This is a genomic window from Geodermatophilus nigrescens (genome assembly GCF_900129495.1).
Lineage (GTDB): Bacteria > Actinomycetota > Actinomycetes > Mycobacteriales > Geodermatophilaceae > Geodermatophilus > Geodermatophilus nigrescens.
This window is the reverse complement of the sequence record NZ_FQVX01000001.1, coordinates 397552-414901: the sequence shown is the minus strand read 5'-3', so window position 1 is coordinate 414901 and position 17350 is coordinate 397552. Positions and strand designations below refer to the sequence as shown.

General features: G+C 78.4%; 15 protein-coding genes and 1 pseudogene. 8 read left to right on the top strand and 8 right to left on the bottom strand.

Annotated elements, in window-relative coordinates; translation table 11 throughout:
• Positions 1-5: 5 nt before the first annotated feature.
• Complete coding sequence (locus BUE37_RS01985) at positions 6-2264, bottom strand: sodium-translocating pyrophosphatase (protein ID WP_073418323.1); 2259 nt, start codon at positions 2262-2264, stop codon at positions 6-8.
• A 202-nt stretch (positions 2265-2466) separates the two neighbouring features.
• Between BUE37_RS01985 and BUE37_RS01980 the strand changes: the two genes are divergently transcribed.
• Positions 2467-5133, top strand: a complete 2667-nt coding sequence (locus tag BUE37_RS01980) for a DEAD/DEAH box helicase (protein WP_083628178.1) — start codon at positions 2467-2469, stop codon at positions 5131-5133.
• A gap of 27 nt (positions 5134-5160) precedes the next feature.
• Here BUE37_RS01980 and BUE37_RS24930 read toward each other — a convergent pair.
• From BUE37_RS24930 to BUE37_RS01965, 3 genes and pseudogenes are all read right to left on the bottom strand, one after another.
• A pseudogene (locus BUE37_RS24930) lies at positions 5161-5490 on the bottom strand (Rv3654c family TadE-like protein); the annotation flags it as partial.
• Positions 5487-5822: a TadE family type IV pilus minor pilin gene (locus tag BUE37_RS01970; protein ID WP_073418321.1), complete on the bottom strand. Its 336-nt coding sequence runs from the start codon at positions 5820-5822 to the stop codon at positions 5487-5489. The gene BUE37_RS01970 and the pseudogene BUE37_RS24930, both read right to left, overlap by 4 nt.
• A 26-nt stretch (positions 5823-5848) precedes the next feature.
• The gene (locus tag BUE37_RS01965) at positions 5849-6127 is read right to left on the bottom strand and encodes a DUF4244 domain-containing protein (RefSeq protein ID WP_083628176.1); all 279 of its coding nucleotides are present in this window, start codon (positions 6125-6127) and stop codon (positions 5849-5851) included.
• Between the two features lie 229 nt (positions 6128-6356).
• Here BUE37_RS01965 and BUE37_RS01960 point away from each other — a divergent pair, with 229 nt between their 5' ends.
• From BUE37_RS01960 to BUE37_RS01930, 7 genes are all read left to right on the top strand, one after another.
• Positions 6357-7772 (top strand): glycosyltransferase family 2 protein, encoded by a 1416-nt coding sequence (locus BUE37_RS01960; protein ID WP_245794240.1) that lies wholly within the window; start codon positions 6357-6359, stop codon positions 7770-7772.
• Positions 7769-8971, top strand: a complete 1203-nt coding sequence (locus tag BUE37_RS01955; RefSeq protein ID WP_073418319.1) for an exosortase/archaeosortase family protein — start codon at positions 7769-7771, stop codon at positions 8969-8971. The genes BUE37_RS01960 and BUE37_RS01955 overlap by 4 nt, the downstream gene beginning before the upstream one ends.
• Entirely contained in the window at positions 8968-10038 is a 1071-nt protein-coding gene (locus BUE37_RS23600) for an ATP-grasp domain-containing protein (protein WP_073418317.1), read from the top strand. Before BUE37_RS01955 ends, BUE37_RS23600 begins: the two co-directional genes overlap by 4 nt.
• On the top strand, positions 10035-11186 hold the full coding sequence (wecB, locus tag BUE37_RS01945; RefSeq protein WP_073418315.1) for a non-hydrolyzing UDP-N-acetylglucosamine 2-epimerase: 1152 nt from the start codon (positions 10035-10037) through the stop codon (positions 11184-11186). The genes BUE37_RS23600 and wecB overlap by 4 nt, the downstream gene beginning before the upstream one ends.
• Entirely contained in the window at positions 11183-11923 is a 741-nt protein-coding gene (locus tag BUE37_RS01940; protein ID WP_073419466.1) for an HAD family hydrolase, read from the top strand. The genes wecB and BUE37_RS01940 overlap by 4 nt, the downstream gene beginning before the upstream one ends.
• A 117-nt stretch (positions 11924-12040) precedes the next feature.
• Complete coding sequence (locus BUE37_RS01935) at positions 12041-12568, top strand: hypothetical protein (protein WP_073418312.1); 528 nt, start codon at positions 12041-12043, stop codon at positions 12566-12568.
• 130 nt (positions 12569-12698) lie between these two features.
• Positions 12699-13460, top strand: a complete 762-nt coding sequence (locus BUE37_RS01930) for a PIG-L deacetylase family protein (protein ID WP_083628170.1) — start codon at positions 12699-12701, stop codon at positions 13458-13460.
• A gap of 4 nt (positions 13461-13464) precedes the next feature.
• On the opposite strand, the gene BUE37_RS01925 is transcribed toward BUE37_RS01930, so the two are convergent.
• The 4 genes from BUE37_RS01925 to ssd are packed head-to-tail and all read right to left on the bottom strand — an operon-like array spanning position 13465 to position 17250.
• A complete protein-coding gene (locus BUE37_RS01925) occupies positions 13465-14205 on the bottom strand; it encodes a type II secretion system F family protein (RefSeq protein ID WP_073418310.1) in 741 nt (246 codons plus the stop codon).
• Complete coding sequence (locus tag BUE37_RS01920) at positions 14202-15014, bottom strand: type II secretion system F family protein (RefSeq protein WP_073418308.1); 813 nt, start codon at positions 15012-15014, stop codon at positions 14202-14204. Before BUE37_RS01920 ends, BUE37_RS01925 begins: the two co-directional genes overlap by 4 nt.
• Positions 15011-16153, bottom strand: coding sequence for a TadA family conjugal transfer-associated ATPase (locus tag BUE37_RS01915; RefSeq protein WP_073418306.1), 1143 nt, complete (start codon positions 16151-16153; stop codon positions 15011-15013). The genes BUE37_RS01920 and BUE37_RS01915 overlap by 4 nt, the downstream gene beginning before the upstream one ends.
• The gene (ssd, locus tag BUE37_RS23215; RefSeq protein WP_073418304.1) at positions 16150-17250 is read right to left on the bottom strand and encodes a septum site-determining protein Ssd; all 1101 of its coding nucleotides are present in this window, start codon (positions 17248-17250) and stop codon (positions 16150-16152) included. Before ssd ends, BUE37_RS01915 begins: the two co-directional genes overlap by 4 nt.
• Positions 17251-17350 lie beyond the last annotated feature (100 nt).

Here is a 17350-nt window from a genome sequence, read left to right as displayed (position 1 = left end):
TGCGCTCAGGGGACGGTGGTGGTGAGGTTCGTCCCGGTGGGCTGCTCGCTGGCGCCGCCGACCACGACCGAGCGCCGCTTGGACACCACGACCGCGGCGACGACGACGAGCGTCGCGGCTCCCGCGATGAGCAGCCGCACGGTGGTGTTGGCGTCCTCGCCCACCTGCAGGCCGACCACGGCGGGCGCGATGAGCAGCGCCACCAGGTTCATCACCTTGATCAGCGGGTTGATGGCCGGGCCGGCGGTGTCCTTGAACGGGTCGCCCACCGTGTCGCCGATGACCGTGGCCGCGTGCGCCTCGCTGCCCTTCCCGCCGAAGGCGCCGTCCTCGACCATCTTCTTGGCGTTGTCCCACGCGCCGCCGGAGTTGGCGAGGAAGACGGCCATGAGGGTGCCCGCCGCGATCGCGCCCACGAGGTAGGCCGCCAGCGGGCCGAAGCCCAGCCCGAACCCGACGGCGACCGGCGAGAGGACGGCGAGCAGGCCGGGGGTGGCGAGCTCGCGCAGCGAGTCCTTGGTGCAGATGTCGACGACGGCGGAGTAGTCGGGCCGCTCGGAGAAGTCCATGATCCCGGGCCGGGTGCGGAACTGCTCGCGCACCTCGAAGACGACGCGCCCGGCCGCTCGGGAGACGGCGTTGATCGCCAGCCCGGAGAAGAGGAAGACGACGGCGGCGCCGATGACCGCGCCGACGACGTTGTCCGGCTCGACGAGGCTGAACGCCTCCCCGAGGTCGACGTCCTCCAGGGCCACGAGGACCTGCTGGTTGTAGGAGCCGAACAGCGCGGTGGCAGCGAGCACCGCGGTGGCGATGGCGATGCCCTTGGTGATGGCCTTGGTGGTGTTGCCGACGGCGTCGAGGTCGGTCAGCACGCGGGCACCGTCCTCGTCGATGTCCTGCGACATCTCGGCGATGCCCTGGGCGTTGTCGCTGACCGGGCCGAAGGTGTCCATGGAGACGATGACCCCGGCGGTGGTGAGCAGGCCGCAGCCGGCGAGCGCGACGGCGTAGAGGGCCGCGCCGCCGCCGACGAGGAAGGCGCCGTAGACCGCGCCGCCGATGAGCAGGGCGGCGTAGACGGCCGACTCCAGGCCGAGCGAGATGCCCGAGAGCACCACGGTCGCCGGGCCGGTGAGCGAGCTGCGGCCGACGTCGCGGACCGGCTTGCGGCTGGTCTCGGTGAAGTAGCCGGTGAGCAGCTGGATCGCCGCGGCCAGCACGATGCCGACGAGGACGGCGACGAAGCCGAGGACCTGCGGGTTGACCACCGAGTCGGGGATGTCGGCGACGCTGGGCAGCACGGTGAAGGCGGCGACGGCGACGAGCACGAGCGAGACCACCGCGGAGGTGAAGAAGCCGCGGTTGATGGGGGCAAGACCGCTGCTGTCGGACCTGCCGGGGTTGCTGGCGAGGATGCCGACGACGGACGCGAGCACGCCGATCGCGGCGACCACCAGGGGGAAGACCATGCCCACCGCGCCGAAGAAGACCTGGCCGAGGATCAGTGCGGCCACCAGCGTGACGGCGTAGGACTCGAAGAGGTCGGCGGCCATGCCGGCGCAGTCGCCGACGTTGTCGCCCACGTTGTCGGCGATCGTGGCGGCGTTGCGCGGGTCGTCCTCGGGGATGCCGGCCTCGACCTTGCCGACGAGGTCGGCGCCGACGTCGGCGGCCTTGGTGAAGATGCCGCCGCCGACGCGCATGAACATCGCCAGCAGCGCGCCGCCGAAGCCGAAGCCCTCGAGGACCACGGGCGCGGTGTCGTCGAAGAGCAGCAGCGCCAAGGAGGCACCGAACAGGCCCAGGCCCACGGTGATCATCCCGCAGACGCCGCCGGTGCGGTACGCGATGCGGAAGGCGGGCCGGTATCCGCCGGTGCGCGCGGCCGCGGCGACGCGGACGTTGCCGCGCGTGGCCAGCGTCATGCCGATGAAGCCGACCGCCGCGGAGAACAGCGCGCCGACGAGGAAGAACACCGCCCGGCCGATCCGGGTGCCCCAGCCGCCCTCGGCGACCGGCAGCACGAGCAGCAGCAGGAAGACGATGACGGCGAAGACGCCGAGGGTCCTGAACTGGCGCCGCAGGTAGGCGCCGGCTCCTTCCTGCACCGCCCGCGCGATGTCGCGCATGCGCGCCGTGCCCTGGTCGGCGGCCATGACGGCGCGGACCAGGGACGCGGCGAAGAGCAGTGCGGCGAGCGAGACGACGAGGGCTGCCGTCACGAGGACGACGTCCCCGCCGGAGAGATGACTGTCCGGCATCGGTACCTCCCAGCGGTGGGCTGCCGCCGGGCGGCCCCGCGTCCCCGGTCGGCGGAGAGCGCGCTCGCGGGCCGAGGCCCGTGGACGCCGCGCCAATGTAACGGAGATCACACTTCGCGGGACCTCCTTCTCCGCGCTCGTCCGGTTGCGCTGGGTGGCCGGAGGAGGGCGGGAGGTTGCCCCGGGGTGTGAGAGTGGAGGGGTGACCACGCTCCACCCGGTCCGGCCGGCTGCTCCCCCATCCGGCCGTGAGGGGCTGTCAGGGGGCGAGCTGCCGGAGGGCGGGGAGCATCCCGCCGCGTCGGAGCTGCACGGGTCCGCGGCCGGGCACGGGTCGGCACAGCGGGCCGGCACCGTGCCGCCCGGCGCCGAGCTCCTCGAGGACCTGCTCGCCGGCACGCCCGAGGAGGAGCACCCGGTCACCCACGTCCACCACCTGCCGGTGCGCGAGCCGCGCACGCTGTCCTGGCCGGAGTGGGTGGACCCGGCGCTGCGCGCCCGCCTGGAGGAGCGGGGCGTCGCGGAGCCCTGGCGGCACCAGGTCGAGGCCGCCCAGCTCGCGCACGACGGCACCTCGGTGGTGGTGGCCACCGGCACCGCGTCGGGCAAGTCCCTGGCCTACCAGCTCCCCGCGCTGACCCGGCTGGCCGAGGACCAGCGGGCTTGCGTCCTCTACCTGGCCCCGACCAAGGCGCTGGCGCGCGACCAGCTCGCCTCGGTGGCCGCGCTTGCCGATCCCTCGGTCCGGCCGGCCGCGTACGACGGCGACACCCCTGCCGAGGAGCGGGACTGGGTGCGCCGGCACTCGCGGTGGATCGTCACCAACCCGGACATGCTGCACCGCGGCGTCCTGCCCGCCCACCAGCGCTGGAGCTCGACGCTGCGCCGGCTGGCCTACGTCGTCATCGACGAGTGCCACGCCTACCGGGGCGTCTTCGGCTCGCACGTCGGCCACGTGCTGCGCCGGCTGCGCCGCATCTGCCGCCGCTACGGCGCGGACCCGGTGTTCGTGCTCGCCTCGGCGACGGTGGCCGAGCCCGCCGTCGCCGCCGCCCGGCTGGTCGGCGGGCCCGTCGTGGCGGTGACCGACGACGGCTCGCCGCGACCCGGCGCGACGTTCGCGCTGTGGGAGCCGCCGCTGACGGAGCGCACCGGCGAGCACGGCGCCCCGCTGCGCCGCTCGGCGGCCGCCGACGCCGCCGGCCTGCTCGCCGACCTCGTCGAGCGCGGCGCCCGGACCCTGGCGTTCGTCCGCTCGCGGCGCAGCGCGGAGTCGGTGGCCGAGCAGGCCCGGCGGCTGCTGCTGGACCGCGGTCGCGGCGACCTGGTGCGCCGGGTCGACTCCTACCGCGGCGGCTACCTGCCCGAGGAGCGCCGGGAGCTGGAGCGGTCGCTGTCCTCCGGCGACCTGCTCGGGGTGGCCACCACGAACGCCCTCGAACTCGGGATCGACATCGCCGGGCTCGACGCGGTCGTGCTCGCCGGCTACCCCGGCACGCTGGCCTCGCTGTGGCAGCAGGCGGGCCGGGCCGGGCGCGCGCAGCGGGAGTCGCTGGTCGTGTTCGTCGCCCGCGACGACCCGCTGGACCACTACCTGGCCCACCACCCGCGCGCGGTCTTCGGCCGCCCGGTGGAGGCGACCGTGACCGACCCGGCCAACCCCTACGTGCTGGGGCCGCAGCTGTGCAGCGCCGCGGCCGAGCTGCCGCTCACCCCCGACGACCTGCCCGACTTCGGCGGCCCGGTGGCCGAGGCCCAGTTGGAGGAGCTGGTGGCGGCGGGCTCGCTGCGCCGCCGCCCGGCCGGCTGGTACTGGGCCGGGCGCGGGCGACCCGACGTCGACATCCGAGGCAGCGGCGGCGAGCCGGTGGCGATCATCGAGTCCGGCACCGGCCGGCTGCTCGGCACCGTCGACGGCGGCGCCGCCCACTCGACGGTGCACGCCGGCGCGCTGTACGTACACCGCGGGGAGACCTACGTCGTCGACGAGCTCGACCTCGACGACGCCTGCGCGGTCGTCCACGCCGACAGCCCCGAGTGGACCACCGTGGCCCGCGACGTCACCGACCTCGGCATCGTCCGCACCGACCGCACCCGCCGCCTCGGCACGGTCACCGCGCACACCGGCGTCGTCGACGTCACCAACCAGGTGGTGGCCTACCAGCGGCGGCGGGCGGGCACCGGCGAGGTGCTGGCGGAGTTCCCGCTCGACCTGCCGGCCCGCCAGCTGCGCACCCGCGCGGTCTGGCTGACCCTCGACGCCGACGCCGTGGCCCGCGCCGACGTCGACGACCTGGCGCTGCCCGGGTCGCTGCACGCGGCCGAGCACGCCGCGATCGGCATCCTGCCGCTGCTGGCGACCTGCGACCGCTGGGACCTGGGCGGGCTGTCGACGGCGCTGCACCCCGACACCGGGACCGCCACGGTGTTCGTCTACGACGGGCACCCCGGCGGCGCGGGCTTCGCCGAGCGGGGCTTCGCGGCGCTGCGGCGCTGGCTGCGGGCCACCCGGGCGACCGTGGCGAGCTGCGAGTGCGAGAGCGGCTGCCCGTCGTGCGTGCAGTCGCCCAAGTGCGGCAACGGCAACGACCCGCTGGACAAGGCCGGGGCCGTGCGGGTGCTCGACGTCGTGCTCGACGAGCTGGCCGCGGCCGAGGAGTCCGGCGCCGAGCCGGAGGACGAGCCCGCCGACGCGGCGGACGGGCCGGCCGAGCCGACGCCGGCCGGTCCGGTGCGCGGCCTGCTGCGGCGGCCGTCCACCGGCCGGGCAGCGGCCCGCCCGGTGGACGGGGACGGGGAGGCGCCCGCCGCGGACGGCGACGCCGCCCCCGACAGCGGCGGCCACGTCGAGGACGACCTGGTCTTCTGACCCCTCCGGCGGCGCGGGGCCCGCGCGGGCGGCTCCCGCGGCCCGCCGGGCGCCCAGCGGGCCGAGGTCGACGGCCACGGTGGCGGTCACCTCGACCACCGCGCCGCCGCTCACCGCGCAGGCGGTGAGCACCGCGCCGTTGTCACGGGCGACCTCGGCGGCGGCGTCGCAGGCGGCCGGGTCGCCGGACACCGCCGCCGCGGCGCCCGCGAGGGCCGCGAGGTCGGCCGCGGCGCCGGCGCGGTGCCGGGCCACCGCCGCGGCACCGAGCAGCACCGCGGCCAGCCCGACGAGGGCGAGCACCGCGGCGAGCCCGACCGTCCACACGGTCGCCGACCCGCGCTCCCCCTCCCTCACCCGCCGGCCACCCCGGGCTCGAGCCGGGCGACCGCCGTCGCCTCCACGTCGACGCCGAGGTCGACCGGCCCGAGCGGAGACACCTCCGCCCGGACGGTGACCCGGACCCCGCCGTCGCCGACGGCGACCTCGGTCCGCGCGCCGTCGGGCGCGACCCGGGCGACGAGCGCGCGCACCGCGTCCGGGGCGTCGCCGCGGGCGGCGGCGCGGGCACCCTCCCGGGCGGCGTCCACGCAGCGCAGCTGGGCGCCGACCACCACGACCGCCGCGACCACGGCGGCGAGCACCAGCAGGAGGACCGGCAGCACCACCGCGGTCTCCGCGGTGACCATCCCCGCCTCCCGGTCGCGGCGCCGGGTCAGGACAGCACCTGCAGCGCGGAGGAGACGAGGTCGCCCAGCGCGGTGACCACCGAGCCGCCGGTGACCACGCGGTAGAGGACCGCGGCGAACGCGCAGGCGGCGACGGTGCCCACCGCGTACTCGGCGGTGCTCATGCCGGCCTCCGCCTCCGCCTGCAGCCGCGCCCACCGGGCGGCCAGGCGCCCGAGCGGCGGCGCGGGCAGGCCGGCGTCGTCCGTCCCGGCCGCGGTCTCGGGTGCGGTCTCGGGTGCGGCGTCCGGTGCGGCATCGGGCATGGGTTCCTCCTCGGGTGGGCGGCCCCGTGCGCGGGGCGCGCCCGACCCTCACCGCGCCCCACCCGACGCGGCGGGCCCGCGCCCGACCTGGGGACGGAGCACCGGCCTGTGGACGACGCGCGCGGCGGTGTCGGCATGGCCGCTTCCACTTCAGGACGACAGCGCGGTTGCCGATCCAGCCATGAGGTGGCGCAGCCGCACCACCGCACCCGGGCCGGGAGGAGGGACCGTGGCGGCACACGGCGCCGACCGCCCCGAGGGCCGCCCGCTGGTCCTCGTCGCCTACCTGCTGGGCCTCGCGGGCGCGATCGCGGCCTTCGGCATCGGCCCCACGCTCGGCGTCGTCGCCGGTGCGCTCAACGTCGTCTTCGGCGTCTACTTCTGCCGGCACCTGGCCTTCGCCGTCGCCGCCGCCCGCTGGGCCGAGCGCGACCTGCTGGCCGCCGACGTCGGCCTGGACAGCTACACGCCGCCGGTCGCCGTCCTCGTCGGGTGCAAGAACGAGGAGCTGGTCGTCGACGGGATGGTCGCGGCGCTGCTGGCCCTCGACTACCCCACCGACCGGCTCACCCTCGTCGTGGTCGACGACGGCTCCGACGACGCGACCGGCGCCAAGCTCGACGCCTGGGCGGTACGCGACCCGCGGCTGCGCGTGCTGCACCGCGCGCCCGGCTCCGGCGGCGGCAAGTCCGGCGCGCTGAACGAGGCGCTGGCGCTGGTCGACGCCGAGATCGTGCTGGTCTTCGACGCCGACCACGAGCCCGAGCCCACCGCGCTGCGCCGGCTGGTGCGGCACTTCCGCGACCCCTCCGTCGGCGCGGTGATGGGCCGCTGCGTCATCCGCAACGGCCAGGACTCGACGATGGCCAACACCGTCTTCGTCGACTACCTGTCGGGCTACCTCGTCAACGAGTACGGCCGCCAGGCGCTGTTCGAGCTGCCCGCCTACGGCGGCGCCAACTGCGCCGTGCGCGCCTCGACGCTGCGCGCCCTCGGCGGGTGGAACCCCGAGACGGTCACCGAGGACACCGACCTGACGCTGCGGATCCTGCTCATGGGCCAGCGGGTTCGCTACGACGTCTCGGCCATCGACTTCGAGGAGGCGGTGGTCAGCGCCCAGCGCTTCTGGAAGCAGCGCTACCGCTGGGCCCGGGGCCACCAGAAGTGCCTGCGCGACTACTGGCGGCCGCTCATGCGCTCGCCGCACCTGTCGCCGCTGGAGAAGGTCGAGACGACGCTGTTCCTCGGCGTCTACCACGTGCCGGTGCTCAGCGGGCTGGGCCTGCTGCTCACCGTGCTGCGCGCCTTCGGCGTCGGCGACCTGCCGGTCATCGGGCTGCTGCCGCTGTCGATGCTGCTGTTCATCGGCCCGCTCGCCGAGCTGTGCGTCGGCCTGCTGGTCGGCCGGGTGGAGCGGCGATCGGCGTGGCGGCTGCTGGGCTTCCTGCCCGCCTTCGCGCTGTCGATCTGGATCACCTCGCGCGCCTACGTCGACGGCATGCTCGGGCGCCCCTACAGCTGGGTGAAGACCTCCCGCTCGGGCGCCACCTCGACGGTGCTCGCGACGCCGCCGCCGGTCGCCGCCGTCCCCGCGCAGACGCCGGCCCGGCCCCGTTCGTTCGCGTCCCCCGGGGAGGACCGGTGACCACCGCACCCGCACAGGCCCTCGCGCGGCGCAGGACCCCGCGCGGCACGACGCGGCGGCTGCTGCCCGTCGTCGCCGACCTGGTCCTCGCCGGGCTGATCTGCGTCGTCGGCTTCGCCACGCTGTCGCACCCGCTGCAGGTGCTCGAGGCCGGCGCGGTCGCGACCGTCCTGGAGCTGCTGGACCCCGAGTGGTCCTCGGGCGTGCTGCCCGGCCACGTCCTGCTGTTCCGAGACGACGGCGGGATCATCGACGCGGTCGTCACGGCGTCGTGCTCGTCCGTCCTGTCGGTGCTCGGGCTCGTCGCGCTGACCGCGGTCATCCTGCGCGGCCGCAAGGCGCACGCCCTCGGCGGCCTGCTCGTCGCTGTCGTCGCCGTCGTCGCGCTCAACCACGGTCGGCTGCTGCTGTCGGCGCTCGCCGGGCTGTACTGGGGCGAGGGCGCGCTGGTGCTCTTCCACGACTGGGTGGGCACCGTCTGGAACCTCGTCGCCACCCTCGGCGGCTTCCTCGTGATGGTGTGGGTGACCCTGCCCGCCGCCGAGCGCGCCGAGCAGGACGTCGACGGCCGGCACACCGCCCGCCGCCCCGACTCCTGGGCCCGGCCGGGGCTCGGCTACCGGACGCCCGCCGTCGAGGAGGACGACGCGCGGCGCCGCCGCACGACGCTCACCGGGCTCATGCACCGCTACGTGCTGCCGCGCGGGATGTCGGCCCGGCTGGCCGCCCGCCGGGAGGCCGCGCGGGTCGACTACCGCCTCGGGCACCTGCCGCCCTACCAGCGCATCGAGCGCATCCGCGAGCTCGCCGCCGACGGCCTCGGCGCGCACAGCGCCTCGCTGGTCGCGGTCGCCACCTACGAGCGCGAGCACCTCGTCCTCGACGCCCTCGCGGAGGCGGTCGCCGCCCGCCAGTGGGAGCCGGTCACCGACCACCGGGTGACCGCCCTGCGGCTGTGGGCCCGCGGCTGGCTGCTGGCCCGTCCCGCCCCCGACGGCGCGGCCGCCGACGCCGCCCCGGGTGGCCCGGTGCACGGGGCGGCCCCGGTCGCCGTCGCCCGCATCCCGGTGCCCCCGCCGGCACCCGCCACGGCTCCCGCGGGCGGCCCGGGCCGCCGCTCGCACGCCGCCGGAACCCAGGCCCCCCGCACCTTCGCCCGCCCGTCCGACCACCCGCATCCCCCGGAGACGCCCCGGTGACCTCGACCCTCCCGACCTCGACCGCTCCCCCGTCGGCCGGCCGCCGCTCTCCCGGCTCCTCCTCCCCCGCCGTCCTGGTCACCGGGGCGGGCGGGCCGGCCGGGGTGGCGGTCGTCCGGCGGCTGGTGGCCCTCGGGCACCGCGTCGTCGGCGTGGACGCCGACGCGACCGCCGCGGGCGCCGCCCTGGCCACCGTCGGCGCCGTCGTCCCGCGGGCCGACCACGTGCGGTTCGTCGACGCCCTGGTCGCGCTGGCCACCGCCCACGGTGCCGACGCGCTCATCGGCACCGTGGCCGAGGAGCTGCCCGCCCTCGCCGCGGGCGCCGACCGCCTCGCCGCCGCCGGGGTGGCCACCTGGCTGCCCGACCCGGAGGCCGTCGGGATCTGCTGCGACAAGGCCGCCTTCGCCCGGGCGATGCGCGCCGCCGGGGTACCGCACCCGGCCACCACCGACACCCCCGCCGGGCTCGCCGCCGTCGGCGGACCGTGGGTCGTCAAGCCGCGCGCCGGGCGGGGCAGCCGGGGTGTGCGGCTGCTCGACACCCGCGCCGAGGTGGTCGAGGCGATGCACGGCGACGCCTCGCTCATCGCCCAGACGCGGCTGACCGGACGCGAGTTCACCGCCGACGCCCTCGTGGACCGCGACGGCGAGCTGGTCACGGTGGTGCCCCGCTGGCGCGACGACACCCGCGCCGGCATATCGGTCAAGGGCACGACCTTCGACTCCGCCGAGGTCACCGCGGTGGTGGCCGCGGCGCTGGAGGCGGTGCAGCTGACCGGCCCGGCCAACGTGCAGGGCTTCGTCGCCGACGACGGCCGGGCGAGCGTCGTGGAGATCAACCCGCGCTTCTCCGGTGGCCTGCCGCTCACCCTCGCCGCGGGCGCCGACGTCGTCAGCGCCCACCTGGCCGGCATCCGCGACCCGCACGCGCGCCTGCCGCACCTGTGGTTCACCCCCGGCGTCCGGATGAGCCGCTACTTCGCCGAGACCTACACCGCCGACGACGGCAGCCCCGTCGCCGACCCCTGCGAGGCGACGGCGGCGGTCACGGCGGTGCGCGCGTGAGCCGCAGCCGGCACGTCCTCGTCCCGTTCGGCACCCGGCCGGAGGTCGTCAAGCTCGCGCCGGTGGTGACCGCGCTCGTGGCCGCCGGCCACCGGGTCGACGTCGTCGACACCGGCCAGCACACCGACCCCGACCTCTCCACCCGGCTGCAGGAGACCCTCGGGCTGGCGCCCACCTGCCGGTTCACCCTGCCGACCGACGACCCCGCGGCCCGGTACGGCGCCCTGCACGCCGACGCGGCGCGCGCGGTGGCCCGGTTCCGGCCCGACCTCGTGCTGGCCCTCGGCGACACCAACACCGTCCCCGCCTACGCGCTGGCCGCGCGGGGCGCGGGCATCCCGTTCGCGCACCTCGAGGCGGGCCTGCGCAGCCTCAACGCGCGCAGCGTCGAGGAGGTCAACCGCCGGGTGGCGGCGGCCGTCGCCGCGCTGCACCTCGCCCCGACCCGGCGGGCCGCGGCGTTCCTCGCCGCCGAGGGCGTCCCCGCCGAGCGGGTGTTCGTGGTCGGCAACCCGGTGGTCGACACGCTGGTGGCCCGCGGCGTGCGCCCGGTGCCGGTGGCGGAGCGGTCCGGGGTGCTGGTGACGGCGCACCGGCCGACCAACGTCGACGACCCGGTCCGCCTGAAGCGTCTGGTCGGCGTGGTGCGCTCGCTGGCCGACGACGTCGGCCCGGTGACCTTCCCGGTTCACCCGCGCACGGCGGCCCGCCTGGCGGCGACGGGCCTCGACGCGGAGCTGGAGCACCCGGCGATCTCACTGAGCGGGCCGGTCGGCTACGACGCGCTGCTCGCGGCGCTGGCCTCGGCGCGCCTCGCGGTCACCGACTCCGGCGGCATCCAGGAGGAGGCGGCCTACCTCGGCGTGCCCGTGGTGGTGCTGCGGGGGTCCACGCCGCGGTGGGAGGGCGTGGAGGCCGGCACCACCACCCTGGCGGGCCTGGCCGACGACGGCGCCGCCGACGCGGTCCTGGCGGCCGCCGCGCGGCACACCTCGCCCGAGGGCCAGGCACGCGCCGCGGCGCTCCCCTGCCCCTACGGCGACGGCACCACCGGTCCGCAGGTCGCGGCGCTGCTCGCCGACGAGGCCACCGACGCGCTCCTGGCGATCACCGAGCCCGACTTCACCGACGGGCGCCTGCCGTGGTGACCGGCGCGCCCGCCTGGGACGGCCCGCCGCCGCTGGCGGTGGTGGTCGACCTCGACGACACGCTCTACCCGCAGGCCGCCTACCTGGCGGGCGCCGCCGAGGCGGTCGGGCGCGCATCCGCCGCCGCCGGCCTGGACGGCGCCCGGGTGCACGCGGCCCTCGTCCGGGAACTCGCGGCCGGCTCCGACCGCGGCGGCACCATCGACCGCGCGCTGCTCGCCGCCGGCGTCCCGGACGCGGACCTGCCGGGCCTGGTCCTCCCCCTGGTCGCCGCCTTCACCGCACACGAGCCGGTGGCGCTGGCCCCCTACCCCGGCGCGGCCGCGGCGCTGGCCGCGCTGGCCCGCGAGGTGCCCGTGGGCTGCCTGACCGACGGCAACCCGGCCATCCAGGCGGCCAAGCTCGCAGCGACCGGCCTGCTGCCGCTGCTGGCGGAGGTCCTGGTCACCGACACGCTCGGCGGGCGGGCGGCCCGCAAGCCCGCGCCCGAGGGCCTCCGCGTCCTCGCCGGGCGGCTCGGCGTGCCCGCCGACCGGGTGCTGGTCATCGGCGACCGGCCCGGCAAGGACGTCGCCGTCGCCGCCGCGGTGGGTGCGCGGGCGGTCCGCGTGCGCCAGGGCGAGTACGCGGACGCACCGGACGTGCCGCCGGCGTGGGCGGTCACCGCCGACTTCCCGGCCGCCGCGGCGCTCGCGCTCGGCGTCCTGACCGGCTCCCCGGCGGCCGCCGCGCACTGAGCGCGACCGTCCTCCCTCCTCCGGGGGACCCCCGTCCCAGTGGCGTGGAGACCGGGCGCGCCGCTCCCGATCTCCCCCGGGAGGGGCCGAGTGCGCCCCGGTCCGGAAGGGGGCCACATGAGAGGCAACACGGGGCGGCGCGCGTCGCTGGGGACCCGGCTGGCGGTCGTCGCCGGCGTGGGCGCGGCGGCGGTGCTCGCGACGCCGGGCGTGGCGAGCGCCCACTACGGGGAGACGTCGGTCACCTGCGTCATCCCGGCGCAGAACGGCAGTTGGACCGCGGTGTTCGGCTACCGCAACGACACCGGGTACACCGGCTCGCTGCCGGTCGGCCGCTACAACGACATGAGCCCGGACCAGTTCGACGGCCGGCAGGTCACGACCTTCGCGCCGGGCAACCACCCGGGCGCGTTCCAGGTCCAGGTGCCCGCGTCGGTGTCCTCGGTGAGCTGGACCGTCCTCGGGACGACCGCCACCGCGAAGAAGGACAGCAGCACCCGCTGCCCCTCGGGCACGCCGCTGCCGGCCGACGGCAACGGCCTGGGCATGGTCATCGCGCTCGCCGCCTCCGGCGCGGTCGCGGGTGGCTCCATGTGGGCGGCGCAGCGCCGCCGCGCGCGGGTCGTCGAGGCACCCGCGGACTGATACATCGCGCACGACCGGTCCTCCCCCCATCGAGGGGGGAGCCGGTCGTCCCGGTGGACCCGGCGGCCGCGGCCGCCGATGGAAGAGCATCGGGCGGGACCACCGCCCCGGCACGGACAGGACGGCGGCGATGGACGGCGCAGGAACGCGGAGCACGGGACGCAGCGTCCTGGCCATCGGGGCGCACCCCGACGACATCGAGCTGGGCTGCGGGGGCGCGCTGCTCGCGCACGTGGCCGCCGGCGACCGGGTGACCATGCTGGTGGTGACCGGCGGCGAGAACGGCCCCGGGGACGACACCCAGGTGACCGGCCGCCGCGCCGAGCAGGAGCGGGCCGCCGCCGCCATCGGCGCCCGGCTGGTGTGGGGCGGGCTGGTCGACTGCCAGGTCGTGGCCGACTCCGCCGCCATCCGCCGCATCGAGGAGGTCCTGGAGGCCACCGCCGCCGACCTCGTCTACGTGCACGCCCCCGACGACAGCCACCAGGACCACCGCGCCGTCGCCGCCGCCACGCTCGGCGCGGCCCGCCGGCTGCCCCGGGTGCTGCACTACCAGAGCCCCTCGACGCTGACCTTCGCCCCGACCGTCTACGTCGACGTCACCGCCCACCTGACCGGCAAGCTGGCCGCGCTCGCCGCCCACGCCTCGCAGGTGGAGCGCTCGGCCATGGTGGAGCCCGACGCGATCGTCGCCTCCGCCCGCCACTGGGGCGCGCAGGCCCGGATCGGGTACGCGGAGGCCTTCCAGCCGACCCGCATGGTGCTCGACCTGTCCCCCGCGGGCTCCCCGGTGCCCTCGGCGGTCCCGGCGGCGTGGTCGCTCGCACCGTCGTTCACCCCGCACGCGACGTCGTCGTTCGCGGGTTCCTCGTCCGTCGCCCGGACCCGCTGACCGCTCACCCGAAGACCTGCCCCGCGATGCCGATGACCATCGGCGCGATGCCGAGGCAGACGAACGCCGGCAGGAAGCAGGCGCCCAGCGGCGCGAGCACCCACACGCCGGCCCGCCGGACCGCGGCCTCGGCGTCGCCGCGCGCGGCCTGACGCGTCTCGGCGGCCAGCACCCGCAGCGCCCCGGCCGCCTGGGTCCCCGACTCCCCGGCCCGCACCAGCACCCGGCCGAGCCCCGCGAGCTCCGCCGGGGTGCCGGCCCAGGCCGCGAGCGGGCCCGCGCCCAGCCGCAGTCGCCCGGCGACGACGGCGAGCACCTCTCCCGTCGGGCCGGGCAGCGCCGTGGCCACCGCGGCCAGCGCCGCGCCGACCGGCGCCCCGGCCGCGAGGCACACCGCGAGCAGGTCACAGGCCACCGGCAGGTCCGCGCCGGTCCCTGCGCCCCGCGCGCCCGGGTCTGCCGTCCGCCGCAGCAGCCGGGCGGCCAGCACCCCGGCGCCGGCCCCGAGCAGCACCCCCGTCGCGCCGCCCACCAGCAGCGCCACCGCTCCCCCCGCGGCCACGGGCAGCGCGAGACGCCGCACCACACCGGGCGCCGCGTCCGGCACCGGCCCCGGCTCGGCCCGGGCGGACGGGGCGGGCCGCCGCGGGACCCCCGCGACCGCCCGCACCCGCGCACCCCGGCGGGCCTCAGCCGACGGCCAGGCCAGCAGCGCGGCCGCCAGCAGCACAAGTCCCGCGCTCACGCCGCGGCCGCCGGTCCCGCGACCGCCCGCCGGACCAGCCGCGCCGACCAGGCCAGCCCCGCCGCCTCCAGCGCGACCCCGAGGACCAGCAGGACCTGACCGGCGCCGGTGGTCGTGAGCACGGACCACGGGTCGGCGCCGATGCCGCTGCCCATGGCCAGCGCCAGCAGCGGCAGGCCGGCGAGCAGGGCGGCGCTGGCCCGCGGACCGGCGGTCACCGACCGCAGCTCCTGGCGCTGCCGGCGGCGGGCCCGCAGGTCGTCCTCCACCGCGGCGACGACGGCCGCCAGGGAGCAGCCGGTCCGCGCGCTGAGCAGCACCGCCGCGGCCACCCGCGCCAGCGCCCGGTCGAGGTCCGTCGCGCCCGGCCCGACCGCCGCCGGGGCCCGCAGCGCCCGGGCGAGCCCGTCGGCCACCCCGGCGTCGGCGCACCCGGCCACGGCCGCCCCGGCCGCGTCCTCGGGCGGCCGCCCGCCGCGCAACTCCGCGGACAGCGCCGTGAGGGCGTCGGTCAGCCCGTCCAGCCGCTCCTCCGCGGCGCGCCGGTCCCGGGCGCGGGCCAGCCCCCGGACCACGCCGGCCGCGCCCGCCGCGGCGAGGGCCCCGACCAGCGGCGTCGCGGCGAGGAAGCCGGCCGCCCCGGCGAGCAGCGCGGCGGGCAGCGGCCAGGCGGCGCGCGGCAGCGCGGCCGGGCGGGCAGCCTCGGTCCCCCGGGGGCGCACCAGGCGCCGCAGCCGGGAGCGCCGCCGGGCGACCGCGCCGGGCCACACGAGCAGCGCCCCGGCGGTCAGCAGCAGCGCCGCGCTCACCCGGCAGCTCCACCGTCGAGCAGCGCGGCCAGCCGCTCCGCGCCCGGGCACGGACCGCCGTCGGCCCGCCAGCCGGCGTCGACCGCGATCCAGTCCCCGTCGCGGCGGACGACGCCGATCTCCTCCACCCGCCGGCCGGCCGCGGTGCGCCGCAGGTGCACGACGACGGCGAGCGCGGCCGCGGCCTGGCTGTGCACCGCCCGCCGGTCGAGCCCCGCGGCCACCCCGAGCGCCTCCAGCCGGGCGGGCACCTCCCCGGGCCGGTTGGCGTGCAGGGTGCCGCAGCCGCCGTCGTGGCCGGTGTTGAGGGCGGCGAGCAGGTCGGTGACCTCCGCGCCGCGCACCTCGCCGACGACGAGCCGGTCGGGGCGCATCCGCAGGGCCTGGCGGACCAGGTCGCGCAGCGTCACCTGCCCAGCGCCCTCCACGTTGGCCGGCCGGGTGAGCAGCCGGACGACGTGCGGGTGGACCGGCGCGAGCTCCGGCGCGTCCTCGCACAGCACCAGCCGCTCCCCCGCCGGCAGCTCGCCGAGCAGCGCTGCCAGCAGCGTCGTCTTGCCCGAGCCGGTGCCGCCGGTGACGAGGAAAGCCAGCCGCGCTCGCAGCACCGCGCGCAGCAGGCGGGCCGACTCCCCGGGCAGCGTCCCGCGGGCGGCGAGGTCGCCGAGGCCCAGGCTGGCGCGGCGCAGCACCCGCAGCGACAGGCAGGTGCCCCCGCCCGAGACCGGCGGCAGCACCGCGTGCAGGCGGGTGCCGTCGGGCAGCCCGGCGTCGACCCAGGGCGCGGCGTCGTCGAGCCGGCGGCCCGCACTGGCGGCCAGCCGCACCGCGAGCCGGCGGACGGCGTCCTCGTCGGGGAAGCGGACGGCGGCGCGCTCGAGGCCGCCGCCCCGGTCCACCCACACGTGCGCCGGGCCGTTGACCAGCACGTCGGTGACGCCCGGCTCGCGCAGCAGCGCCTCCAGCGGCCCCGCCCCGGCCAGCTCGGCCACCGCGTCCCGCACGGCGTCGAGCACCTCGGCGTCGCCGAGCAGCCCCGCCTCGTCGCGGACGAGCGCGGCGACGGCGACGCGGCTGGGCGGCCCCGGCTCCAGCGCCAGCCGTGCCCGGACCCGCTCGACCAGCGGCAGCGCGCTCACGCCGCCCGCTCCGGCACCGGGAGCCCGCCGAGCAGCCGGCGGGCGACCGCCCCGAACGGGCTGCGCGGGGACACCGCGGGTGGCACGCCGCGCTCGCCGCGGTCGACGGCGCCGCGGTCGTGGCCGAGCACGGCGAGCACCGGGGCGCCGGTGGCGGCCGCGACCTCCGCCGCCGACAGGCCGCCCGGGACCTCGCGCACCACGACCCCGGCCCTCCGCCACGGGGACGGCTCCGCGGGCGACCCGGCGAGCAGCAGGCGGGCGGCGGTGACCGCGCGCAGCCGGGCCGGCACGACGAGGACCGCGAGGTCGGCCCCGGCCAGGACGGCGGCGGCCGCCGCGTCGTCGGGGCCGGCCGGGCGGGGCAGGTCGACCACCACCGGCCGGCCGCACCCGCGCGCGGCGTCGACGACCGCGGTCAGCGCCTCGACCGGCACCGGGCCCGCGTCCTCCCGGGCGGCGGGGAGCACGGTGACGCCGCCGGCCTCCGGCAGGGCGGCCAGCAGCGCGTCCCCGGCGACCCGGCCGCGCACCCCGGCCAGCGCGGGCCAGCGCAGCCCGTCGACGTCCTCGGCGCCGAGCAGCAGGTCCAGCCCGCCGCCCCACGGGTCGGCGTCGACCAGCAGCGCCCCGCCGGCGTCCTCCGCGGCGGTGAGCGCCAGGGCGGTGGCCAGCGTGCTGACGCCCGCGCCGCCGCAGCTGCCGCCCACCACCAGCAGCGGGCCGCGCTCCACCGGCGAGCGCACCGCCTCCACGGCGCGGGCGGCGAGCCAGGCCTCGTCGTCGGGGAGGACGGCCACGCGCTCGGCGCCGAGCTCCACCGCGGCCGCCCAGGCCGGCGCGGTCAGCGGGCCCCCGGCGACCACCACCACGCCGGGCCGGCGCGGCAGCGCCCGGACCGCGGGCGCGCCGAGGACGTCGGCGCCGAGCAGCACCAGCCCGGCCTCGCGGGAGGCGCGGCGCAGCGCCGGGCCGCCCGTGGCGACCTCGGGCTCGGTGCCCGCGGCGGCGAGCACCCGCAGGACGTCGTCGAGGAGGTCCTCGTCGGCGCTGACGACGAGCGGGCGGGGCGGGGGCGGCACGGGACGTGGGGGCACGCGCCCGAGCCCAGCGCGGCCGGGCGGCCCGGGACGACCGGAGCCGCGACCTGTGGATGACCCGGACGGGTGTGGACGGCGCGCGGGAGCCCGTCGGCCC